Here is a 21,705-nt window from a genome sequence, read left to right on the forward strand (position 1 = left end):
AGGTTCCTCCTTTCCAACCAGGTAACTTCTGTGCAAATCGGCCCCCACCTGCTGCGTAACAACGTGTTTGTCGCCCCCATGGCGGGAGTGACCGATCGGCCGTTCCGCCAACTGTGCAAGCAGCTGGGGGCGGGCTACGCGGTGTCCGAGATGGCGGCGTCCAATCCGCGCCTGTGGGCCACCGAAAAAAGCTCGCGCCGTACCGACCACGCCGGGGAAATGGAACCGAAAGCGGTGCAAATTGCCGGCGCCGATCCGCAAGACCTGGCCGACTGCGCGCGCTTCAACGTCGAGCGCGGCGCCCAGATCATCGACATCAACATGGGTTGCCCGGTCAAGAAGGTGTGCAACAACTGGTGCGGTTCGGCCTTGCTGCAAAACGTGCCGCTGGTGCGCGAGATCCTCGCTGCCGTGGTCGGCGCGGTGGACGTGCCGGTCACGCTGAAATTTCGCACCGGCTGGAACCGCGAAAACAAGAACGCCCTGCAAATCGCCCGCATTGCGGAAGACGCCGGCATCGCCATGCTGACCCTGCACGGCCGCACCCGCACCGACGGTTACACCGGCGACGCCGAGTACGACACCATTGCCGCCGTCAAGCAGTCGGTATTGATCCCGGTGGTGGCCAACGGCGACATCACCACGCCCGAAAAAGCCAAGTTCGTGCTCGACTACACCGGTGCGGATGCGGTGATGGTGGGGCGTGCAGCGCAGGGGCGACCGTGGATCTTCCGCGAGATCGACCATTTCCTGCAAACCGGCACGCACTTGCCGGCGCCTTACATTGCCGAGGTGCGCGCGCTGATGGACGAACACCTGCGCGCCCACTACGGTTTTTACGGTGACTACCTGGGCGTGCGCACCGCGCGCAAGCACATCGGCTGGTACGTGCGCGACCTGCCTGGCGGCGAGGAATTCCGGCAACGGATGAACTTGCTGGAATCGACCGAGACGCAGCTCGACGCGGTGGACCAGTTCTTCGAATCGCAGCGACAGTGGGGCGAGCGGTTACAATACCGCCTCTCCGAAGATTTGCAGGCCGCTTAGCCCATCGCAAACAGCCAGCGCAGCATCAAAAAAGTCATATCAAAAGGGTAAGCGTCCGGGCCACAAGCCTGGTGGCGATTTACCAGCTTCAACAGATTATTGAGAACGTACAAAATGAGCAAAGAAAGTATCCAGGAAGTAGTGCAGAAAAGCCTTGAAGACTACTTCAACGACCTGGGCGAGCAGCAGGCGTCGAATATCTACGACATGGTCGTGCTGACCGTCGAGAAGCCGATACTGGAAGTGGTCATGACGCGCGCTGACGGCAACCAGTCGCACGCGGCGCAGATGCTGGGCATCAACCGCAATACTTTGCGCAAGAAATTGCAAGAGCACGGCCTGCTGTAACGGCCTGCGTTTTCCGGCGTGGACGGCTGGGAATCGGCCGTTGTGCCGACTGTTCCCACCTTTATTACCCACCTAGCCTTCACAGCCATGATTAAATCAGCTCTCATCTCCGTTTCCGACAAAACCGGTGTGCTGGACTTCGCCCGTGCGTTGTCCGCCATGGGCGTTCAGCTCCTGTCCACCGGCGGCACTGCCAAAATGTTGGCCGACAACGGCCTGGCCGTGACCGAAGTGGCCGACTACACCGGTTTCCCGGAAATGCTCGATGGCCGCGTCAAGACCCTGCACCCGAAAGTACACGGCGGCATCCTGGCCCGTCGCGATTTTCCGGAGCACATGGCCAAGCTGGCCGAACACGGCATTCCGACCATCGACATGGTGGTGGTCAACCTGTACCCGTTCCAGGCCACGGTCGCCAAGGATGAGTGTTCGCTCGACGACGCCATCGAAAACATCGACATCGGCGGTCCGGCCATGCTGCGCTCGTCGGCCAAGAACCACAAGGACGTGGTCGTGATCTGCGATCCGGCCGACTACGGCGTGGTGCTGGCGGAAATGAAAACCACCGACAACACTCCCGGTTTCGTCAGCTACGAAACCCGCTTCCGCCTGGCCACCAAGGTCTATGCCCACACTGCCCAGTACGACGGCGCCATCGCCAACTACCTGACCAGCCTGGGCCCGGACCGCGCCCACGCCACCCGTGGCGCATATCCGAAGAACCTGAACGTGGCGTTTGAAAAAGTGCAGGACATGCGTTACGGCGAAAATCCGCACCAGTCGGCCGCGTTCTACCGCGACGTGGTGGCAACGCCAGGCGCGCTGGCCAATTACCGCCAGCTGCAAGGCAAGGAACTGTCGTTCAACAATATCGCGGACGCCGATGCGGCGTGGGAATGCGTGAAGAGCATGGGTGGCTTCGACCAGAGCGCTGCCTGCGTGATCGTCAAGCACGCCAACCCGTGCGGCGTGGCGCTCGGTAGCGATGCTGCCGACGCTTACAAGCGCGCGCTGCAAACCGACCCGACCTCGGCGTTTGGCGGCATCATCGCCTTCAACGTGGAAGTCGATGCGGCCGCTGCCGTGGAACTGGCCAAGCTGTTCGTCGAAGTGCTGATCGCGCCGACCTTCTCGGCCGAAGCCAAGCAAATCCTGTCGGCCAAGCAGAACGTGCGGCTGCTGGAAATTCCTTTGGATGCAGCCAATGCGGGCGTCAACGCGATGGACTTCAAGCGCGTGGGTGGCGGCTTGCTGGTGCAGTCGGCCGATGCGAAAAATGTGCTGGTCGCCGACCTGAAAGTGGTCTCGAAGCTGCAGCCAACCCCGCAGCAATTGCAGGACATGATGTTTGCCTGGCGCGTGGCCAAGTACGTCAAATCGAACGCCATCGTCTTCTGCGGCAACAACATGACGCTGGGCGTGGGCGCCGGCCAGATGAGCCGCATCGACTCGGCCCGCATCGCCTCGATCAAGGCGCAAAACGCCGGCCTGTCGCTCGCCGGTTCGGTGGTGGCGTCGGACGCGTTCTTCCCGTTCCGCGATGGTCTCGACGTGGTGGTCGATGCCGGCGCGACCTGCGTGATTCACCCGGGCGGTTCGATGCGTGACCAGGAGGTGATTGATGCTGCTGACGAACGCGGCGTGGTGATGGTCTACACCGGCACCCGTCATTTCCGCCACTGATCGGCTGTCGTAAACCGCGCGCAGCGTCGTTGCGCCGGTTCGCCGTGCTCACGCGGTGTCTTCAACGGCGCGCCTCGCTGCACACGGTTTGCGACAGCCTCTGATGCCGCTACTGCTTTTTCGTCATTCCTGCATTCGCAGGAATGACTCACCATCGCGCTTTTCGCCGTTTGCCATAGTACAATCCCCGCATGATCATTCTCGGCATCGACCCCGGCCTGCGCACCACCGGCTTTGGCGTCATCCACAAGCAGGGCGCCAAGTTGCGCTACATCGCTTCCGGCACCATCAAGAGCGGCGAGGGCAACTTGCCCACGCGTCTCAAGGTGATCCTGGACGGCGTGGCTGAAGTCGCGCGCATTTACCAGCCCGAGTGCTCGGCCATCGAGCAGGTGTTCGTCAACGTCAATCCGCAATCGACCCTGCTGCTGGGCCAGGCGCGGGGGGCGGCGATTTGCGCGCTGGTGTCGGCCAACCTGGCGGTGGCCGAATATTCGCCCACCCAGATCAAGCAGGCAGTCGTGGGCACCGGCCGCGCCGTCAAGTCGCAGGTGCAGGACATGGTGGCGCGCCTGCTGTCGCTGCCCGGCCTGCCCGGCACCGATGCTGCCGATGCGCTCGGCATCGCCATTTGCCACGCCCACAGCCGTGAAACGCTGACCCTGATCGCCAGCGCCGGCATCAAGACCACCACGGCAGGTGCTACCGCGCCTGGTGGCCCGCTGGCCGGCATGCGCATGAAGCGCGGCCGCCTGGTCGGTTAATCCACACAAACTCACAAGGTCTCCACACGATGATCGGTCGTCTCTCCGGTATTTTGCTCGAAAAAAATCCGCCGCAATTGCTGGTCGATTGCGGCGGCGTCGGCTACGAAGTCGATGTCTCGATGAGCACGTTTTATAACCTGCCCAACGTCGGCGAAAAGGTGGTGCTGTTTACCCACCAAGCCATCCGCGAAGACGCCCATCTCCTGTTCGGCTTCGGCCATGCCGACGAGCGCGCCGTGTTTCGCCTGCTTATCAAGATCAGCGGCGTCGGTGCGCGCACCGCGCTGTCGATCCTGTCCGGCATGTCGATCGCCGACCTGGCCCAGGCGGTGACCTTGCAGGAATCGGGCCGCCTGATCAAGGTGCCCGGCATCGGCAAGAAAACCGCCGAACGCCTGCTGCTCGAACTCAAGGGCAAGCTCGGCCCGGACCTGGGCAGCGCTGGCGGCGCGCCCTCGGTGCCCGACGCGCAATCGGACATCCTCAACGCGCTGCTGGCGCTGGGCTACTCCGACAAGGAAGCGCTGCTGGCGCTCAAGACCGTCCCGGCCGGCGCCGGTGTGTCGGATGGTATCAAGCAGGCGTTGAAAGCGCTGTCGAAGGGGTGACATAGCTCAAATGTGCATGCTTGTCGGTGCTGGAGCCGCAGCCTACGCTCGAAGGTTGTTAGTGAGCCTGGGTGGAGGGCTGCATGGACAAGCCGACACGTTATCCCTGGGGCGGTTTTCCCGATGTGCTGATGCACGCGCCCGAATTGTTCGTCAAAAAGCATCGCGCTTATGCGGCAGCCAAGGCAGGCAATTTGGCCGCAGCGGTGGAACTGGTGCTGGAGGCGCTATCGTTACAAGTGCTGGAACAGCTATGGCGCTTGTTTGACCACCATCATCCAGCACTCGCCAGCGTTCATGCGGAAGAAGCGCAAGGCACGAATGCCATCGGCGAAGCGATGGCCACCGTCATCGCCACCAAGCTCAATTGGCGTTATGAGCGCGAGGTCATCCAGATCAACAAGGTCAGCCATACCGGCGCGAGCGGATTCGCCCGGCTGCGCGGGCAGGCACTTTTCGGTGGCAGCGCTCGATCTGGCCTACACTACGTGTTGGTGGACGACTTTATCGGTCAGGGCGGCACGTTGGCCAACTTGCGCGGCCACATGATGGCGCAGGGCGCGCATGTGATAGGCGCGACCGTTCTGACAGGTAAGGACTATTCTGCGCGTCTGACGCCTGCCCGGGGGCAGATTGATGAGTTAAGGAGAAAACATGGCCACATCGAAAACTGGTGGTATCGACGTTTTGGATTCGGTTTCGACTGCCTTACCGCCTCCGAAGCCCGATATCTCTGCCGAACTCCAACGAGCGAAAGAATCATTACGAACCTGGAAGCGGCTGATAGCTGAAGGCAAGGTAGAATCGCTGGTTGTGCAGCTGCCTGCTTCGCCCGATACGGATCAACCGAATCAACCGGTACGCATGCTGTCACCGCTAGAGCAGGAGCAATTACGTGCCACCAAGAAAGCGGCAGGCGCGTACGTCGAGCGCATATTAAATACCACCCCAACCAAGTAACGAATGAGCATCCAGACCGACAGCTTCACCGAACAGCGCATTATCGACGCGGCGCCCACGTCGCCCAACGAAGAGGCCATCGAACGGGCGTTGCGTCCCAAGCTCCTCGATGAATATGTCGGGCAGTCCAAGATCCGCGACCAGCTCGAGATCTTTATCGCCGCTGCGCGCAACCGCAAGGAGGCGCTCGACCACACGTTGCTGTTCGGCCCGCCCGGTCTCGGTAAAACCACGCTGGCCAACATCATTGCGCGCGAGATGGGCGTGAACCTGCGCCAGACCTCGGGCCCGGTGCTCGAGCGTCCCGGCGACCTGGCGGCCATACTCACCAACCTCGAAGCCAACGACGTGCTGTTCATCGACGAGATCCACCGCCTGTCGCCGGTGGTCGAAGAAATTCTGTACCCGGCGCTCGAGGACTACCAGATCGACATCATGATCGGCGAGGGCCCGGCCGCGCGCTCGGTCAAGCTCGACCTGCAGCCGTTCACGCTGGTCGGCGCCACCACCCGCGCCGGCATGTTGACCAACCCGCTGCGCGACCGTTTCGGCATCGTGGCCCGCCTCGAGTTCTACAATACCGAGGAACTGACCAAGATCGTCACCCGCAGTGCGGCACTGCTCAAGGCCAATATCCACCCCGACGGCGCGGTGGAAATCGCCCGCCGCGCCCGTGGCACGCCGCGTATCGCCAACCGCCTGCTGCGCCGCGTGCGCGATTACGCTGAAGTCAAAAGCAATGGCGACATCACCAAGGCCACGGCCGACGCCGCACTGGTCATGCTCGACGTCGATACCGTCGGCTTCGACGTCATGGACCGCAAGCTGCTCGAAGCGGTGCTGTTCAAGTTCGGCGGCGGCCCGGTGGGCGTCGGCAACCTGGCTGCGGCCATCGGCGAAGCGGCCGACACCATCGAGGACGTACTTGAACCGTATTTGATCCAGCAGGGCTTTTTGCAGCGCACGCCGCGCGGGCGGGTGGCCACGCCTGCCGCGTACCGCCACTTTGGCGTGACGCCCCCGCGCACCAGCCCCAACGGCGAACTGTGGACGGACCTGTGATGCAGATCTGGGTCGATGCCGATGCCTGCCCGGCCGTGGTCAAGGACATCCTGTACCGCGTGGCAGACCGCATGCAGTTGCAGGTCACGCTGGTGGCCAACCAGTTACTGCGGGTGCCACCGTCGCGGTTCATCCGCTCGGTGCAAGTGCCGTCCGGCGCCGACGTGGCCGACCAGGAAATCGTGCGCCTCCTGGCGCCCGGCGACCTGGTGGTGACCGGCGACATTCCACTGGCGTCAGACGTGTTGAAGAAGGGCGGTTATGCGCTGAATCCGCGCGGCGAGTTCTACACCAACGACAATATCGCCCAGATGCTGACCATGCGCGCCTTCATGGACGAGCTGCGCGGCAGCGGCGTCGATACCGGCGGCCCGGCCGCGTTCAGCCAGAGCGACCGCCAGAGCTTTGCCAACAGCCTGGATCGGCACTTGCGCAAGCACGCCACGCCGTCGGCTTAGCCAGGCTTTTTGGGCACCATGGTCGGCACGAAGCGCGTCAGATAAATCGTCACACCGGCGCCGATCACCACCAGCAGCACTTGCAGTGCCGGCAGGTGCTGCAGGCGCCACAGCGAATACCCCATCGAGCACCACATGAAGATCAGCACCCAGACCTTGGCGCGCAGCGGCATGCCGTGGCCGTTTTCGTAGTCGCGCAGGTATTTGCCGAACACGCGGTTGGTTTGCAGCCAATTGTGCATGCGCGAGGAACCGCGTGCGAAGCAGGCGGACGCGAGCAGCAGGAACGGCGTGGTGGGCAGCAATGGTAGGAAGATGCCCAGCACGCCCAGCGCCACGGCGATCCATCCCACCAGGATCAGAAATATTTTCATCGTCGCGAATCGTAACACCTGTATCACTTGCGCAGAGAAAACGGGTATATTGGACGGTCCGATGTTAGCGCTAACTAAGTAAAAAATTCACGGAGACAACCATGCGAAAAATCCTGCAGGCCCTCATGTCCATTTTGGCCATCGCCGCCTTGCTGCTGGCCGCGCCCAGCCGCGCCGACAACCAGTACAAGATCCTGGTGTTCGCCATGCCCGGCAAATACCATTACGAATACATCCCGATTGCCCGCGACAGCCTGGAAAAACTGGGCAAGCTGCACTCGTTCGAGGTGGTGTACACGCATCGTCCCGAGATGTTCGATGGCGACTTGAAGCAATACGCCACCATCGTGTTCCTCAACACGCCCGGGGAAGAGCTCAGCGAAGCGCGCCGTAAAAAATTCGAGGACTATATGCGCAGCGGCGGCAACGCCATGCTGGTGCACCGCTCGTTGATCATTGCGCCCAACACCTGGCCATGGTTCGAGAAGCTGATCGGTCGCCGGGTGGGCAACCACCCGATGCTGCAAACCGGCGTGGCCTACGTGGTCGATAAAAAGTTTCCGGCCACGTTCGGCATACCCGAGCGCTGGATCTGGAGCGACGAGTGGTACATCTTCGACAATCCGCACGATATCGCGATCCACCCGGTACTGAACGTCGATGAAAGCACCTACGACCCGACCAAAATCTGGCCCGGCCAGACCACCCAGGGCATGGGCCGCGACCACCCGGTAGCGTGGTATCACACGCTGGAAGGTTCCCAACAAGGCGGCCGGGTATTCGTCACCGCGCTGGGCCACAACGGCGAGATGTACCGCGACCCGCAATACCTGGCGCACCTGCTGGGCGGCATTTACTGGACCGCCACCGGCAAGGGCATCGCGCCATAACTATTGCGCCACCAGCTCCACCTGCCGGTTGAGCGCGCGGCCCGGTTCGGCGTGGTTGCTGGCCACCGGCGCGTAGTTGGCGCTGCCGTGCGCCAGCAGGCGCATCGAAGGTCCGCCTGCAGCCTGCGTTAGTCCTGCCGCACCCAGGTCTGCGAGCGGCCCAGCATCGGCGTGCCGATGTAGCCGCGCACGCTCAGTTTCTTGCCGCCGTCGGTCAGGTGCATCTTGCTCTTGTAGGTTTTGCCCTTGGCCGGGTCGAGAATTTCGCCGCCCGTGTATTCGTCGCCGTCTTTCTTCAGTCCGGTGAGGATCACCATGCCGGTGATCGGCTGGTCCTTCTTGGCGCCTTCGCATTTTACGCACAGCGGATTCTGGTCTTCGCCGGCGTCGCGGTACAGTTTTTCGATCTGGCCTTGCAGCACGCCGTTGGTGTCGGTGATGCGGATCAGCGCCTTGGGCTTGTTGGTTTCGTCGTCGATGTTTTGCCACAGTCCCACCGGCGAGGCCAGGTCGGCGGCGTGGGCAAGCGGGGCTGCAAAAGCGAACAGGGCGGTAGCGGCGGCAGCGGTGGCGGCAAGCAGTTTCATGATCGGTCTCCAATGGTTGTTGTGCAACCATTATACGAACTGTGCTGCGCAACAGGGCTGCGGCGCGCTGGATTAGAGGATGACATCGAAACGCTGCACCACGGGCCTCGACACGGGAAGGGTATTGTACAAAAAGTCCAAAACAAGATAAAATGTTTTGATGAAAAAGACTTCCGAACACCACAACCTGCTGGCCCAGTTGCAGCAGGTGGCCGATGGCCTGGGCAAGACCCTGGCGCCTTTTTGCGAAGTGGTGCTGCACGACCTGACCGAGCCGGACCACGCCATCCTGGCGATCCATAACAACCTGTCCGGGCGTAGCGTGGGCGAACCCGCCACCGAGCTGGGCCTGGCGCGCGCCGCCGACCCAGGCGTCGACCAGGTGATCGCCAACTACCCGAACACCTTTCCCGACGGCCGCCTGGCCAAGAGCACGTCGGTCGGCATCAAGGACAGCGACGGGCGCTACGTGGCCGCGCTGTGCCTGAACGTCGATCTCACCGTGTTCCGCAGCCTCAACACCATGCTCACGCAATTCGGCAGCGTCGATAGGGCCGCTGCCGTCAACGACACGCTGCAACCCACCGGGGCCGAAGCCATCCGCCTGCGCATCGACGACTTCGCCGCCCGCCACGGCACCACCCCGCGCGCGCTCAAGACCGACGAGCGCCGCGCGCTGATGGGTGAGCTCAAGGACAGTGGGCTGTCCGACGTGAGGCGGGCGATGGATATCGTTGCCGCGTATCTTAACGTCTCCCGCGCCACCGTCTACAACGATGCCCGCTAAAAGCGCGGCCAGGGCGTCGTTGCAGCCCCTTGCCGTGCGTTCGCACTGTCTGCGGCGCTGCGCCTCGCCCTGACCAGGGCGTCGTTGCAGCGCCTTGCCTTGCGTTCGCACTGTCTGCGGCGCTGCGCCTTGCCCTGACCACGCTTTACAACTAAAGGAAGAATCATGAACGAACAGGTTTTGCCCACTTATGCCGACGTAGTGGCGGCGTCGGAGCGGATTGCCGGGGTGGCGCACCGCACGCCGGTGATGACGTCGCGCACTGCCGATAGCGAGCTCGGTGCGCAGGTGTTTTTCAAGTGTGAAAACTTGCAGCGCATGGGGGCGTTCAAGTTCCGTGGCGCCTACAATGCGCTGGCCAAATTCGATGAGGCGCAGCGGCGTGCCGGTGTTGTCGCTTTTTCGTCCGGCAACCATGCGCAGGGCATCGCCCTGTCGGCGCAGTTGGCTGGCATTCCGGCCACCATCATCATGCCGCACGACGCGCCGCCGTCGAAAATCGCCGCCACCCGCGGCTATGGCGCCGACGTGGTGCTGTACGACCGCTACACCCAGGACCGCGAACAGATCGGCCGCGACCTGGCCCAGCAGCGCGGCATGACCCTGATCCCGCCGTACGACCATGCCGACGTGATCGCTGGCCAGGGCACGGCCGCCAAGGAATTGTTCGAGGAGGTCGGCCAGCTCGATGCGCTGTTCGTGTGCCTGGGCGGCGGCGGTCTGCTCAGCGGCTCGGCGCTGTCCACGCGCGCGCTGTCGCCTGCGACCAAACTCTACGGGGTGGAGCCGGAGGCCGGCAACGACGGTCAGCAATCGTTCCGCAGCGGCAGCATCGTCCACATCGACACCCCGAAGACGATTGCGGACGGCGCCCAGACCCAGCACCTGGGCAACCTGACGTTCCCCATCATCTGCCGCGATGTCGACGATATTCTGACGGTGAGCGACGCCCAGCTGCGCGCCGAAATGCGTTTTTTTGCCGCGCGCATGAAGCTGGTGGTCGAACCGACCGGCTGCCTGGGCCTGGCCGCCGCGCGCGCCATGAAGGCGCAACTGCAAGGCCAGCGCGTGGGCATCATCATCAGCGGCGGTAATGTCGACGTGGCGCGCTACGCCGAGCTGCTGGCCGGGTGAGCCATGCCCCCTAGCGGTGGCGTCAGATGCTCGTGAGCTTCAAGCGGAAGTTAGCGACCAGCCGGCCCGGCGCCCTGGGCATCTCCACCACCGAGGTGACACACCATGTCCGCCGCTGGTGGGGCCAGACCTGCGCTGGCGAACGCCAGGGCAATGCGCAGCGCGCTGGAACGGCCTGGTGCGGCGCTGCCGCTGATCCAGTGGTTCATGGTGTGTCGGTGTCGGTGTCGGTGTCGATAATGCCCAGCGCCTGGTACATCGGTAAATAATGGCGTTCGAAAATGCCGGCCTTGCGCAGCACTTCGGCCTGGTATTCGCCGGCCGTGGCCAGCGGCTTGCCTTCCTTGTGCAGCGGCACGTTCTGCGCCGCCAGCAGCGGACCGGCGAAGTCGCTCCAGGCGCTGGCGCCATGCAGGCCATGCGCCTGCGCCAGCAGGAACAACTGCGGGATGCGCGGCATCGCCAGGCCGCCGCCCACCAGCGCCGACGCCATGTGCTGGATCTCGCCGCAGCTGCGTGCGCGCTCGAACAACGCCAGGTTCAGGCGCCGGCTGGCGGCGCTGGCACTGGCTGCCGCGTCCGGCGCCTGGGCTGGCGCCAGCACGCCCATGCCGCACAGGATGAACACCGCTTCGAACAGCTGGCGCAGGCCGCCGCGCATCGGCACCAGCCGTTCCAGCTCGGCCACGGTGCGCGCCTGGTGGTCTTGCAGGGCGTCGAGCAGGGGCGCATACATGTCCTGCTTGAGGGCGATCTCGAACGCGCCGGTGCGTACGGTGAGGTCGACGTCGGCGCGCGGCATCACCAGCACCACGCGCTGGCTGCGCATCACCGCTTCGTGTTGCGCCGGGCTCAGCTGGCACTCGCCGGCTGCGGTGTTGATCCAGTAGTCGCGCCGAAAACTCTGGTTGAGCATCACGTCGCGCACGCCCTGGCGCTGCACCGGGTCCGGCAACTGCGCCAGCAGCGCGCGTTGCGGTGCGGTGAGGTTCAACGGGTCGAGCTGGTCCAGGTGGTGGGCCGGGCAGGCATACGCCAGGCCGGCTGCGGCCAGGGTGGCGGCTTGTTCGGCGAAGTCGACCGGCTGCCAGTCGGCGTTGAAAAATTCGTGGGCCAGGTAGCGGTGGTCGTGGTTGCGCAGGCCTGCCAGCATGTCTGCCACGTGTGGATACGCCGCCAGGTAGGCGGGACGAGTGGCCAGCAGCTTGTCGGCAAAGTCGAGCGCGGCGTCGATACGGCGCTCGAGGCCGGTGCCGGGCGCGGTCGTGCGGTCGATGTAGCCGCTCAGCAGGTTGCGCAGCGGCACCATCGGCGCCCAACCCGGCTGGCAGTTGTAGCTCATGTACAACACGCCGCCCGGTTTGAGCTTGCGGTGCACGAAGTCGAGCAGCAGGGCGCGGTTGGCAGGCGAGACCCAGCTCCACACGCCATGCACGGCGATGAAGTCGAAGTCGGGCAGGTCGGTGCGGACGCAATACTCGGCAAACGACTGGTCCGCCAACTGGGCGTTGCTGCCGGCGGCCTGCGCCAGTTGCGCGGCATAGCCGGCCTGGGCGGGATTGAAATCGGTGCCGTGCCAGGCCACAGCGCTGGCGGCCGCATGAATATTGGTGGAGAGCCCCTGGCCGAAGCCCAGCTCGCAGGCGGTGGCCACGGACGGCATGGGCACGCCGGCATGGGCCAGCGCCATCGCCGCATGCAGCGGGCCGAGCTCGCGATAGTAGCCGTGGGTGTAGTCGATGCCCGCCACGTAGCCACCAGTACCCTGCGTCATTGCGAGCCTTGTCAAAGAGATATCGGCTCATTCTAGCAGGGAAGCCTGATCGCGTGGGCGAAAAAAAGGCCGCCCGGAGGCGGCCCTGCAGGGCTAGGAGATAAGCTATCAGGCCGGCAGCTTGGCCAGCTGCTCGCGCACCTTGTCCAGCGTGGCCGAGAAGTTGGCGACCCGTTCCTTCTCTTGCGCCACCACTTCCACCGGCGCGCGGGCGACGAAACTCTGGTTCGACAGCTTGCCGTTGGCCTTGGCGATCTCGCCTTCGACACGGGTGATTTCCTTGGACAGGCGCTCGCGCTCGGCCTTCACGTCGATCTCGACCTTGAGCATCAGCTTGGTCGTGCCGACAATCGCCACCGCTGCCGGCGAATCGGGCAGGGCGTCGACGATCTGCACTTCGGCCAGCTTGCCCAGCGCCTGGATGTACGGCGCGCACAGGGCCAGCGCCGCCTTGTCGGCAGCACTGGCCGGCTCGACGATCAGCGGCACGCGCAGCGATGGCGCCAGCTGCATTTCGCCGCGCAGGTTGCGGGTAGCGTCGATCAGCGATTTCAGTTGCAGCATCCACGCTTCGGCCGCTTCGTCGATATTGGCGGTGTCGGCGATCGGGTACGGCTGCATCATGATGGAGTCGCCCGACTTGCCGGCCAGCGGCGCGACCGCCTGCCACAGCGCTTCGGTGACGAACGGAATCACCGGATGGGCCAGGCGCAGCACCACTTCCAGCACGCGCAACAGCGTGTGGCGGGTGGCGCGCTGCTGGCCTTCGGTGCCGTGCTGTACCTGCACCTTGGCCACCTCCAGGTACCAGTCGCAGTACTCGTCCCAGACGAACTTGTAGATGGTGGAAGCGATGTTGTCGAAGCGGTAGTCTTCGAAGCCCTTGGCCACGTCCAGCTCGGCCTTTTGCAGCATCGAGATGATCCACTTGTCGGCGTTCGACAGGTCGGCATCGCTGGCGCTGCAATCCTTTTCTTCCGTGTTCATCAGCACGAAGCGGGTGGCGTTCCACAGCTTGTTGCAGAAGTTGCGGTAGCCTTCGGCACGGCCCAGGTCGAAGTTGATGTTGCGGCCCAGCGAGGCGTACGACGCCATGGTGAAGCGCACGGCGTCGGTGCCGTAGGCGGCGATGCCTTCCGGGAATTCCTTGCGCGTGGCTTTCTCGATTTTTGGCGCGGTGCGCGGATCCATCAGGCCGGTGGTGCGCTTGGCCACCAGCGCGTCGATGCCGATGCCGTCGATCAGGTCGATCGGGTCGAGCGTATTGCCCTTGGACTTGGACATTTTCTGGCCGGTCGAATCGCGCACCAGGCCATGCACGTACACGGTTTCGAACGGCACTTTGCCGGTGAAGTGGAGGGTGAACATCACCATGCGCGCCACCCAGAAGAAGATGATGTCGAAACCGGTGACCAGCACCGACGACGGCAGGAACGCTTTCAGGTCCGGCGTTTCGTCGGGCCAGCCCAGGGTGGAGAACGGCACCAGTGCCGACGAGAACCAGGTGTCGAGCACGTCGGCGTCGCGGCGCAGCGGGCCGGTGCTGCCAGCGGCCTGCTGCTTGGCCTGCGCTTCGGCCTCGGTCTTGGCGACAAAGATGTTGCCGGCTTCGTCGTACCAGGCCGGGATTTGATGGCCCCACCACAGCTGGCGCGAGATGCACCAGTCCTGGATGTTGTTGAGCCACTGGTTGTAGGTGTTGCTCCAGTTCTCGGGCACGAACTTGATGTCGCCGCTGGCCACTTTTTCCAAGGCTATTTCAGCGATCGACTTGCCGGGGAAGAAGGTGCCTTCCGGCGCCGGCTTGCTCATGGCGACGAACCACTGGTCGGTGAGCATCGGCTCGATCACCACGCCGGTACGGTCACCGCGCGGCACCATCAGCGTGTGTTTCTTGACGTCTTCGAGCAGGCCGGCCGCTTCGAGGTCGGCGACGATCTGCTTGCGCGCGACGAAACGGTCCATGCCGCGATATTGTTCCGGTGCCTCGTCGTTGATCTTCGCTTCGAGCGTGAAGATCGACAGCATCGGCAGGTTGTGGCGCTGGCCGACCGCGTAATCGTTCTGGTCGTGGGCAGGCGTGATTTTCACGCAGCCGGTGCCAAAAGCTTTATCGACGTATTCGTCGGCGATGATCGGGATCGCGCGGCCCACCAGCGGCAGGGTCAGCATCTTGCCCACCAGCGCAGCGTAGCGCTCGTCGGTGGGATCGACCGCCACGGCGACGTCGCCGAGCATGGTTTCAGGACGGGTGGTGGCCACCGTGATGGTGCCCGAACCGTCGGCCAGCGGGTACTTGATGTACCACATCGAGCCTTCTTCTTCCTTGGATTCCACCTCGAGATCGGAGACGGCCGTGCCCAGCACCGGGTCCCAGTTGACCAGGCGCTTGCCACGGTAGATCAGGCCCTGTTCGTGCAGGCGCACGAAGACGTCGGTGACGACCTTCGAACGGGTTTCGTCCATGGTGAAGTATTCGCGCTGCCAGTCGGGCGAGGCGCCCAGGCGGCGCATCTGGCCGGTGATGGTGGAGCCCGATTTTTCCTTCCACTCCCACACGCGCTTGATGAATTCGTCGCGGCCGAGGTCGTGGCGCGAAATCTTCTGCGCGTCGAGCTGGCGCTCCACCACGATCTGGGTGGCGATGCCGGCGTGGTCGGTGCCCGGGATCCAGGCCGTGTTATGGCCGAGCATGCGGTGGTAGCGCGTCAGGCCATCCATGATGGTCTGGTTGAACGCGTGGCCCATGTGCAGGGTGCCGGTGACGTTCGGCGGCGGCAGCTGGATGCTGAAAGAAGGTTTGCCGGCGTCGAGGGTGGCGGTGTAATAACCGCGCGATTCCCACTCGGTGCGCCAGAATTGTTCAATGTCGGCAGGCTCGAAAGACTTGGCTAATTCCATGATTGGGCAGAGTAATTTGCGAAAACAGCCATTATAGATGACGCGGCGCGGCATGGGCTGGCCGCGCCGCCCTGCGCCTGCTATTTCGCCGCTGCCGGCTCGGCCTGCGCCGCGTGCTGTTCGGCCACCTTGGCCAGGTCGGGCAAGGCCAGGCCGTCCTCGCGGGTTTTCTCCAGGCCGGCAAAGATGCCGTCGGTGGTCCACGGCTGGCTGAAGTGTTTGCCCACCGCGTCGAGCACGGCGTCACGCTGGCAAGCTTCATCGTCGCCGGGCGCGGCGACGAACATGGTGTCGGTGCTGTAGGCCGGCAGGCGCGACTGGCGGCCCTGCGGCGCGCGCGCGGTCAGGCCCACGCGGGCGTAGCAGGCGCTGTCGCCGTTGTCCAGTTCGAAGATTTCCGTATCGACGTAGGTGGTGATCTGGCGGTAGTCGAACAGCTTGCCGATCTGGTAAGCGGACAGCGCGTCGGACAGCGCGGCCCTGGCCTTGGCCCCCACGCCCGATCCCGATATTTCGATTACCTTGGGATCGGCTGCTTCCACCGCGCGGGTGCCGCCGCCGGGCAGCGTTTGATCGAGGTTGTCGACCAGTTGCGCCAGCTCGGTTTCGCCCATGGCCTCGACAGCGGCGCGCATGGCAGTGGCCCGGCATACCGTCTCCTGCCACTGGTCATCGGCCACTTCCTGGACGAAGCGGGTGATGTGTTCCAACGGCGCGCGCGGCTGGCGGCCGTCGGTGGTGGCGGTGGTGATGCCCACGCTGCCGATGCAATAGCCATGGCCGCCCAGTTCGTACGCTTCGGTACGCCCCCATACCGCCAGGCCGCGCTGAACCAGGGCCGCCTGCAGCGGCGCCGGCAGGGTTTCTTCGAGGTAGAGGGCAAAGTCACTCGAGTACGATTCGTCCACCACCTGCAGTTTGCCGGCGTGGGCGGTCAGGCAGGCGGTCGAGAGCAAGGCAGCAAGCAGGTTGGCAGACAGGTAAGCGCGGGAGCGTTGCATGGTATATACCCAAACGCAACATTATATTAAAGATATTCCATTTGACCAACACCGGCTTTGTCACGATTCGGCCAGGTGCCAGGTATTGCGACCCGCGCCCTTGGCGCGGTACAGCGCCACGTCGGCCTGCTTGTAGAGCTGTTCGTGGCTGTGGCCGCTCTGGTGCAGCGCTGCCCCCACGCTGACGCTGATCTCGATGGTGTCCCCCTGCGGCAGCAATAGCGGCTCGGCCAGGTTGTGGAGGATGCGCGCGCAGACCGGTTCGAGCGTGGCGCGGTCGGTGGTCCGGCCCTGCAGCACGGCAAATTCGTCGCCGCCCAGGCGGAATACCCGGTCCTCTTCGCGCACCGCCGCCAGCAGGCGCCCGGCGGTGGCCACCAGCAGGGCATCGCCGGCGTCGTGGCCGTAGGTGTCGTTGATCGGCTTGAAGTGGTCGAGGTCGATCAGCAGCAGCGTGAACCCCGGTCCGCCGCGCTCGGCCTGCGCCACCAGGTGACGCAGCTCGTCGCTGAACAGGCGCCGGTTGGCAAGGCCGGTGAGCGGATCGCTGTAGGCCAGGGTTTCCAGCTGGGCCTGGGTAGCGCGCAGTTCGGCGGTGCGCGCTTCCACCATGGCCTCCAGTTCGTGCTGGCGCCGCCGCAGGTAGCGGGTGCGGGCGTGCATCAGGCCGGCCAGCAGCAGCGCCGCCAGCAGCACCGCTGCCAGCCGCGCCCACGGCTGCTGGTGCCAGGCGGTCAGCACGCGCACCGGCACTTCCAGCGGCGCCGACCATTCGCCGTTGCGGTTGGAGCCGCGCAGCAGCAACACGTAGTCGCCCGGCGGCAGGTTGGTGTAGCTGGCGCGGCGGCTGATGGTGTCGGTGGCGATCCAGTCGCGATCGAACCCCTTGAGCTGGTAGGCATAGCGGTTGCGCTCGGGCGCGGAATAGTCGAGCGCGGCGAACTCGAGCGAGAAGCCGCGCTCGCGGCCTTCCGGCGTGATGGTGATCGGCGCGGCACGGCGGCCGGCGATGTTGTAGCTGCCGCCGGGGATTTCCTGGTCGCCCAGCACGATGCGCGTGACGGCGACCGGCGCCGCGTAGCGCCATGGCGCCAGGGCGCGGGTGCGCAGCACGGTCAGGCCGGACAGGCCGCCGAACACCAGTTCGTCGGCCGCGGTGCGCGCGCCGGAATTGGTCCAGTACAACGGCACTTGCACGCCGTCGCCGGGACCGAACGACTGTATCGCCAGCGTGCCCGGCGCTATCCGCGCCATACCGGTGTCCGTACTGGCCCAGATCGCGCCATCGACATCCTCCAGCACCATGTTGGCGCCGTTGTCGGGCATGCCCTGCAGCTTGCTGAAGCGGCGGAAGTGCCGCTGACCGTCGGCGTCGGTACGTTCGAGCATGATCACGCCGATGCCGAAGTTCGACAGCCACAGCCGTCCCTGGCGGTCGAGCAGCAGCGACGAGACATAACCGGGCGCCAGGCGGTCGGCGGCGGCCAGCTCGGTCGGCACCAGTTCCACGCTGGCGCTGGCGGGATCCAGGCGGCCCAGGCGCGCCAGCCCGGTGCGGGTGCCGATCCACAGATCGTTGCCGGCGATGAGCAGCGCGGTCACGCGCGGGTCGCCCAGGCGGTCGGTTTCGTGGCGCAGCAGGCGCGCCGTGTCGCGACTGCCTGCAGGCGGTAGTTGCAATGCGCGCACGCCTTCCAGGTCGCCCAGCCACAGTACCCGGTCGCGCACCGCCAGCGCCCATACCTCTTCCTCGAGCGCGCGCCCGGGCACCGGCACCAGGCGCGCGCGGCGGCCCTGGGCATCGGCGCGGTACAGGCCTTTCTGGGTGCCCAGGTAGATCTCGCCATCGGGTCCCGGCACGATCGCCAGCACCCGGCCCTTGGGCAGGTCGGGCACGCTGGAAACCTGGCCGGTGGCCGGGTCGACGATCTTGATGCCGCCGCCGGCAATCGACAGCCACAGCCTGCCATCGGGCGCCTGCATCATGGACGGCACGCTGAGCACGCCAGCAGCGTCGGGGTCCAGGTAGCGCACGGTGGTGACCGCATCCGACACGGGACCGTGCTGGCTGAGGCCGCCCATGCCGGCCACGAAGACAATGCCGCCGCGTTCGCGGAACATGGTCATGATGTTGTTGTCGAGCAGGCTGTCGGGGGTGTCGGCACGGTGGCGGATACGGCGCGTCTCGCCGCTGAGCACGTCCAGCACCACGATGCCACCTGCGCTGCCGTCGGTGCCGATCCAGACCTGATCGGGCGCCGCTTCGATAATCGACACCACGCGCTCCTGCTGCAAGGTCGATACCGGCCCGCTTTCGCGTACCGCCGTGGCCTTCAGGGTGGCCGCATCGACCAGGAAGGCGCCGTTGGCGCGGGTGCCCACCCAGATGCGGCCGGTGCTGTCCTGGAACAATGCGCCGATGGGCAGGGCGGCGCCATCGACCAGGGCGACCGGCCGTACCCGGCGGTCCTGGTCCATCAGGAACAGGCCGCGCTCGGTGCCGATCCACAGCCGGCCATCGGTGGCGCGCAGCAGGAAGCTGACGCCGCCGGCCGGCAGCGCCGCCCCGGCGGCATAGACCATGCGGCTGACCGCGCCGGCGGCATCGATGCGGTCGATGCCGGCGCCGTGGCCTACCAGTATGCCGTCGGCGCCGTCGTCGGTAATGGCACCCACATCACCGCTGGCCAAGCCACCGGGTACCGCGCGATAGCGCACGAAGTTGTCGTGGGCGGCGTCGTAGCGCGCCACGCCGCCGGAATTCATGCCGACCCACAGGTGGCCGCGCCAGTCGATGTGTACGCTGAGAATGTAGCTGTCGGGCAGGGCGTCGGTGCGGGTGGTGTCGCCCATGTAGCGCAGGTAGCGGCTGCCATCCCAGCGCACCAGCCCGGTCTGGGTGCCGATCCAGACGAACCCTTGCCGGTCCTGGGCAAAAGAATTTCCGCCGGTCATGTCGGGTTGCTGGTGGTGCTTGAACGCGGTGTGGGCCAGGCGGCTCCAGCGTTCGGTGGCGTGCGAGGGCGCAACGCATGCCAGCAGCAGCGCCAGCAAAAACAGACAGCGATGAATATTGCATCTTGGCATGAGATCACTATACCGCAGCGGCCGCCACCAGATGTGGCATTTACGCTACGGGCAGGGCGCACCAACATGCGGGTCGCGCAATCGGCAAGGCGCGGTTATAATCGTCGCGCTGCCCGGGTGAACACCACCGGGCAGCATACGCTAGGGGTCCTGCACACGGCATACAGCTGTGACGCGGGTGAGAAATACCCTCCGAACCTGATCTGGATAATGCCAGCGAAGGGAAGCTCAGGACAACGCCGCCACTGTATTTGTGGAACTGGTGTCGTCCTACCTCCTTAGCTGGCTCCTGTCGCCAACCAAGGAGCCACATGAACGCCAACCAGAAATTCCTCTCCGCCACCGCCACGGTGGACCAGGCAGCAATCCACCCGCTGCCCAATTCCAGCAAAGTCTATATCCAGGGCAGCCGCCCCGACCTGCGCGTGCCGATGCGCCGCATCACCCAGGCCGACACGCCCGCCTCGTTCGGCTTCGAAACCAACCCGCCGGTGTACGTGTACGACACTTCCGGTCCGTACACCGACCCCGAGGCCGTGATCGATATTCGCTCGGGCCTGGCCGCCACCCCGCGCCTGCCGTGGATACGCGAGCGCGACGACACCGAGGAGCTGAGCGGCCCCACCTCCGAGTATGGCCAGGCGCGCCTGGCCGACCCGGCGCTGGCCGAGCTGCGCTTCAATTTGCACCGGCTGCCGCGCCGCGCCAGGGAAGGGCGCAACGTCACCCAAATGCACTACGCGCGCCAGGGCATCATCACGCCCGAGATGGAGTACGTGGCGATCCGGGAAAACCTGCGCCGCCGCGAATACCTGGCCGAGCTCAAGGATTCCGGCCCGATGGGCCAGCGCCTGGCCGACCTGATGGGCCGCCAGCACCGGGGCGAGTCGTTCGGCGCCAGCATCCCGCAAGAGATCACGCCCGAATTCGTGCGCGACGAGATTGCCCGCGGCCGTGCCATCATTCCCGCCAACATCAATCACCCGGAAGTGGAGCCGATGATCATCGGCCGCAATTTCCTGGTCAAGATCAACGCCAATATCGGCAACTCGGCGGTCACCTCGTCGATCGGCGAGGAAGTGGAAAAGATGACCTGGGCCATCCGCTGGGGCGGCGACAACGTGATGGACCTGTCCACCGGCAAGCACATCCACGAAACGCGCGAATGGATCATCCGTAACAGCCCGGTGCCGATCGGCACGGTACCGATCTACCAGGCGCTGGAAAAGGTCAACGGCAAGGCCGAAGACCTGACCTGGGAAATCTTCCGCGACACCCTGATCGAGCAGGCCGAGCAGGGCGTCGATTACTTCACCATCCACGCCGGCGTGCTGTTGCGCTATGTGCCGCTGACCGCCAAGCGCCTGACCGGCATCGTCTCGCGCGGCGGCTCGATCATGGCCAAGTGGTGCCTGGCGCACCACCAGGAATCGTTCCTGTACACGCACTTCGAAGAGATCTGCCAGATCATGAAGGCGTACGACGTCTCGTTCTCGCTCGGTGACGGCCTGCGCCCCGGTTCGATCTACGACGCCAATGACGAGGCGCAACTGGGCGAACTGAAAACCCTCGGCGAACTGACGCAAATCGCCTGGAAGCACGATGTGCAAGTGATGATCGAAGGACCTGGCCACGTGCCGATGCAGCTGATCAAGGAGAACATGGACTTGCAACTCGAGCAGTGCCACGAGGCGCCGTTCTACACGCTGGGACCGCTCACCACCGACATCGCGCCCGGCTACGACCACATCACGTCCGGCATCGGCGCCGCGCAAATCGGCTGGTATGGCACCGCCATGCTGTGCTACGTGACGCCGAAGGAGCACCTTGGACTGCCCGATAAAAACGACGTCAAGGACGGCATCATCACGTACAAGATTGCCGCGCACGCGGCCGACCTGGCCAAGGGCCACCCGGGCGCCCAGATCCGCGACAACGCGCTGTCGAAAGCGCGTTTCGAATTCCGCTGGGACGACCAGTTCAACCTGGGACTGGACCCGGACAAGGCGCGCGAATTCCACGACGAGACGCTGCCGAAGGATTCTGCCAAGGTCGCGCATTTCTGCTCGATGTGCGGTCCGCATTTCTGTTCGATGAAGATCACCCAGGAAGTGCGCGAGTACGCGGCTGCCAACGGCATGAGCGACGGTGCGGCTTTGCAGCAGGGCATGCAGATCAAGGCGGTGGAATTCATCAAGAACGGCGCCGAGCTGTATCGCAAGTTGTGAGGGAGCCTC

20 protein-coding genes and 1 riboswitch are annotated in these 21,705 nt (G+C 64.7%); of the genes, 13 read left to right on the forward strand and 7 right to left on the reverse strand.

All coding sequences use genetic code 11. The features are described 5' to 3' along the window. The first annotated feature begins 30 nt into the window (after positions 1-30). From dusB to DUPY_RS15570, 9 genes are all read left to right on the forward strand, one after another. A complete protein-coding gene (dusB, locus tag DUPY_RS15535; protein ID WP_071651652.1) occupies positions 31-1,047 on the forward strand; it encodes a tRNA dihydrouridine synthase DusB in 1,017 nt (338 codons plus the stop codon). 114 nt (positions 1,048-1,161) lie between these two features. Then, the gene (locus DUPY_RS15540) at positions 1,162-1,395 is read left to right on the forward strand and encodes a helix-turn-helix domain-containing protein (protein WP_008445162.1); all 234 of its coding nucleotides are present in this window, start codon (positions 1,162-1,164) and stop codon (positions 1,393-1,395) included. A 32-nt stretch (positions 1,396-1,427) separates the two neighbouring features. Beyond that, the gene (locus DUPY_RS29260; RefSeq protein WP_371851795.1) at positions 1,428-1,490 is read left to right on the forward strand and encodes a hypothetical protein; all 63 of its coding nucleotides are present in this window, start codon (positions 1,428-1,430) and stop codon (positions 1,488-1,490) included. Further along, positions 1,483-3,078, forward strand: coding sequence for a bifunctional phosphoribosylaminoimidazolecarboxamide formyltransferase/IMP cyclohydrolase (gene purH / locus DUPY_RS15545; RefSeq protein WP_070249306.1), 1,596 nt, complete (start codon positions 1,483-1,485; stop codon positions 3,076-3,078). Before DUPY_RS29260 ends, purH begins: the two co-directional genes overlap by 8 nt. Positions 3,079-3,269: 191 nt before the next feature. Further along, on the forward strand, positions 3,270-3,842 hold the full coding sequence (ruvC, locus tag DUPY_RS15550) for a crossover junction endodeoxyribonuclease RuvC (RefSeq protein ID WP_070249307.1): 573 nt from the start codon (positions 3,270-3,272) through the stop codon (positions 3,840-3,842). A 29-nt stretch (positions 3,843-3,871) separates the two neighbouring features. Continuing rightward, a complete protein-coding gene (gene ruvA, locus DUPY_RS15555; protein ID WP_070249308.1) occupies positions 3,872-4,453 on the forward strand; it encodes a Holliday junction branch migration protein RuvA in 582 nt (193 codons plus the stop codon). A gap of 83 nt (positions 4,454-4,536) precedes the next feature. Beyond that, positions 4,537-5,244, forward strand: a complete 708-nt coding sequence (locus tag DUPY_RS15560; RefSeq protein WP_070249309.1) for a phosphoribosyltransferase — start codon at positions 4,537-4,539, stop codon at positions 5,242-5,244. A 172-nt stretch (positions 5,245-5,416) separates the two neighbouring features. Further along, complete coding sequence (gene ruvB, locus DUPY_RS15565; protein WP_070249310.1) at positions 5,417-6,475, forward strand: Holliday junction branch migration DNA helicase RuvB; 1,059 nt, start codon at positions 5,417-5,419, stop codon at positions 6,473-6,475. Further along, positions 6,475-6,933 (forward strand): YaiI/YqxD family protein, encoded by a 459-nt coding sequence (locus DUPY_RS15570; RefSeq protein WP_070249311.1) that lies wholly within the window; start codon positions 6,475-6,477, stop codon positions 6,931-6,933. Before ruvB ends, DUPY_RS15570 begins: the two co-directional genes overlap by 1 nt. Here the strand turns inward: DUPY_RS15570 and DUPY_RS15575 are convergent. After that, positions 6,930-7,307 carry a YbaN family protein gene (locus DUPY_RS15575; RefSeq protein ID WP_070249312.1) on the reverse strand — a complete coding sequence of 126 codons (378 nt, stop codon included), beginning with the start codon at positions 7,305-7,307 and terminating at the stop codon, positions 6,930-6,932. The genes DUPY_RS15570 and DUPY_RS15575 overlap by 4 nt on opposite strands. A gap of 101 nt (positions 7,308-7,408) precedes the next feature. Here DUPY_RS15575 and DUPY_RS15580 point away from each other — a divergent pair, with 101 nt between their 5' ends. After that, positions 7,409-8,197 carry a ThuA domain-containing protein gene (locus tag DUPY_RS15580; RefSeq protein WP_070249313.1) on the forward strand — a complete coding sequence of 263 codons (789 nt, stop codon included), beginning with the start codon at positions 7,409-7,411 and terminating at the stop codon, positions 8,195-8,197. A 128-nt stretch (positions 8,198-8,325) separates the two neighbouring features. Here DUPY_RS15580 and DUPY_RS15585 read toward each other — a convergent pair whose 3' ends face one another. Continuing rightward, the gene (locus DUPY_RS15585; RefSeq protein ID WP_070249314.1) at positions 8,326-8,784 is read right to left on the reverse strand and encodes a DUF2147 domain-containing protein; all 459 of its coding nucleotides are present in this window, start codon (positions 8,782-8,784) and stop codon (positions 8,326-8,328) included. A gap of 160 nt (positions 8,785-8,944) precedes the next feature. On the opposite strand from DUPY_RS15585, the gene DUPY_RS15590 reads away from it, so the two are divergent. Together DUPY_RS15590 and DUPY_RS15595 are read left to right on the forward strand one after the other, a co-directional pair. Beyond that, a complete protein-coding gene (locus DUPY_RS15590) occupies positions 8,945-9,571 on the forward strand; it encodes a helix-turn-helix transcriptional regulator (protein WP_070249315.1) in 627 nt (208 codons plus the stop codon). 165 nt (positions 9,572-9,736) lie between these two features. After that, entirely contained in the window at positions 9,737-10,705 is a 969-nt protein-coding gene (locus tag DUPY_RS15595; protein WP_070249316.1) for a threo-3-hydroxy-L-aspartate ammonia-lyase, read from the forward strand. 50 nt (positions 10,706-10,755) lie between these two features. On the opposite strand, the gene DUPY_RS28415 is transcribed toward DUPY_RS15595, so the two are convergent. The 5 genes from DUPY_RS28415 to DUPY_RS15615 all read right to left on the reverse strand — a co-directional run bounded on the left by DUPY_RS28415 (position 10,756) and on the right by DUPY_RS15615 (position 19,468). After that, on the reverse strand, positions 10,756-10,914 hold the full coding sequence (locus DUPY_RS28415) for a hypothetical protein (protein ID WP_167359074.1): 159 nt from the start codon (positions 10,912-10,914) through the stop codon (positions 10,756-10,758). Then, positions 10,911-12,479, reverse strand: a complete 1,569-nt coding sequence (locus DUPY_RS15600; RefSeq protein ID WP_070249317.1) for a class I SAM-dependent methyltransferase — start codon at positions 12,477-12,479, stop codon at positions 10,911-10,913. The genes DUPY_RS28415 and DUPY_RS15600 overlap by 4 nt, the downstream gene beginning before the upstream one ends. Positions 12,480-12,587: 108 nt before the next feature. Next, positions 12,588-15,380 carry a valine--tRNA ligase gene (locus DUPY_RS15605; RefSeq protein WP_070249318.1) on the reverse strand — a complete coding sequence of 931 codons (2,793 nt, stop codon included), beginning with the start codon at positions 15,378-15,380 and terminating at the stop codon, positions 12,588-12,590. Positions 15,381-15,460: 80 nt separating this feature from the next. Beyond that, positions 15,461-16,381 carry a hypothetical protein gene (locus DUPY_RS15610; RefSeq protein WP_070249319.1) on the reverse strand — a complete coding sequence of 307 codons (921 nt, stop codon included), beginning with the start codon at positions 16,379-16,381 and terminating at the stop codon, positions 15,461-15,463. 60 nt (positions 16,382-16,441) lie between these two features. Continuing rightward, positions 16,442-19,468, reverse strand: coding sequence for a ligand-binding sensor domain-containing diguanylate cyclase (locus DUPY_RS15615; protein ID WP_141749558.1), 3,027 nt, complete (start codon positions 19,466-19,468; stop codon positions 16,442-16,444). Between the two features lie 133 nt (positions 19,469-19,601). Further along, positions 19,602-19,710: riboswitch (TPP riboswitch) on the forward strand. A 69-nt stretch (positions 19,711-19,779) separates the two neighbouring features. Here DUPY_RS15615 and thiC point away from each other — a divergent pair. After that, complete coding sequence (thiC, locus tag DUPY_RS15620) at positions 19,780-21,696, forward strand: phosphomethylpyrimidine synthase ThiC (RefSeq protein ID WP_070249321.1); 1,917 nt, start codon at positions 19,780-19,782, stop codon at positions 21,694-21,696. Positions 21,697-21,705: the final 9 nt, after the last annotated feature.

Source organism: Duganella phyllosphaerae, assembly GCF_001758785.1.
GTDB classification, from domain to species: Bacteria; Pseudomonadota; Gammaproteobacteria; order Burkholderiales; family Burkholderiaceae_D; genus Rugamonas; species Rugamonas phyllosphaerae.

What these genes read in the sequence shown, in the direction of transcription:
- DUPY_RS15540 (WP_008445162.1), top strand. Translation starts at nt 1,162, where the DNA reads ATGAGCAAAGAAAGTATCCAGGAAGTAGTGCAGAAAAGCCTTGAAGAC.
- purH (WP_070249306.1), top strand. Translation starts at nt 1,483, where the DNA reads ATGATTAAATCAGCTCTCATCTCCGTTTCCGACAAAACCGGTGTGCTG.
- ruvC (WP_070249307.1), top strand. Translation starts at nt 3,270, where the DNA reads ATGATCATTCTCGGCATCGACCCCGGCCTGCGCACCACCGGCTTTGGC.
- ruvA (WP_070249308.1), top strand. Translation starts at nt 3,872, where the DNA reads ATGATCGGTCGTCTCTCCGGTATTTTGCTCGAAAAAAATCCGCCGCAA.
- DUPY_RS15560 (WP_070249309.1), top strand. Translation starts at nt 4,537, where the DNA reads ATGGACAAGCCGACACGTTATCCCTGGGGCGGTTTTCCCGATGTGCTG.
- ruvB (WP_070249310.1), top strand. Translation starts at nt 5,417, where the DNA reads ATGAGCATCCAGACCGACAGCTTCACCGAACAGCGCATTATCGACGCG.
- DUPY_RS15570 (WP_070249311.1), top strand. Translation starts at nt 6,475, where the DNA reads ATGCAGATCTGGGTCGATGCCGATGCCTGCCCGGCCGTGGTCAAGGAC.
- DUPY_RS15575 (WP_070249312.1), bottom strand. Translation starts at nt 7,307, where the DNA reads ATGAAAATATTTCTGATCCTGGTGGGATGGATCGCCGTGGCGCTGGGC.
- DUPY_RS15580 (WP_070249313.1), top strand. Translation starts at nt 7,409, where the DNA reads ATGCGAAAAATCCTGCAGGCCCTCATGTCCATTTTGGCCATCGCCGCC.
- DUPY_RS15585 (WP_070249314.1), bottom strand. Translation starts at nt 8,784, where the DNA reads ATGAAACTGCTTGCCGCCACCGCTGCCGCCGCTACCGCCCTGTTCGCT.
- DUPY_RS15590 (WP_070249315.1), top strand. Translation starts at nt 8,945, where the DNA reads ATGAAAAAGACTTCCGAACACCACAACCTGCTGGCCCAGTTGCAGCAG.
- DUPY_RS15595 (WP_070249316.1), top strand. Translation starts at nt 9,737, where the DNA reads ATGAACGAACAGGTTTTGCCCACTTATGCCGACGTAGTGGCGGCGTCG.
- DUPY_RS28415 (WP_167359074.1), bottom strand. Translation starts at nt 10,914, where the DNA reads ATGAACCACTGGATCAGCGGCAGCGCCGCACCAGGCCGTTCCAGCGCG.
- DUPY_RS15600 (WP_070249317.1), bottom strand. Translation starts at nt 12,479, where the DNA reads ATGACGCAGGGTACTGGTGGCTACGTGGCGGGCATCGACTACACCCAC.
- DUPY_RS15605 (WP_070249318.1), bottom strand. Translation starts at nt 15,380, where the DNA reads ATGGAATTAGCCAAGTCTTTCGAGCCTGCCGACATTGAACAATTCTGG.
- DUPY_RS15610 (WP_070249319.1), bottom strand. Translation starts at nt 16,381, where the DNA reads ATGCAACGCTCCCGCGCTTACCTGTCTGCCAACCTGCTTGCTGCCTTG.
- DUPY_RS15615 (WP_141749558.1), bottom strand. Translation starts at nt 19,468, where the DNA reads ATGCCAAGATGCAATATTCATCGCTGTCTGTTTTTGCTGGCGCTGCTG.
- thiC (WP_070249321.1), top strand. Translation starts at nt 19,780, where the DNA reads ATGAACGCCAACCAGAAATTCCTCTCCGCCACCGCCACGGTGGACCAG.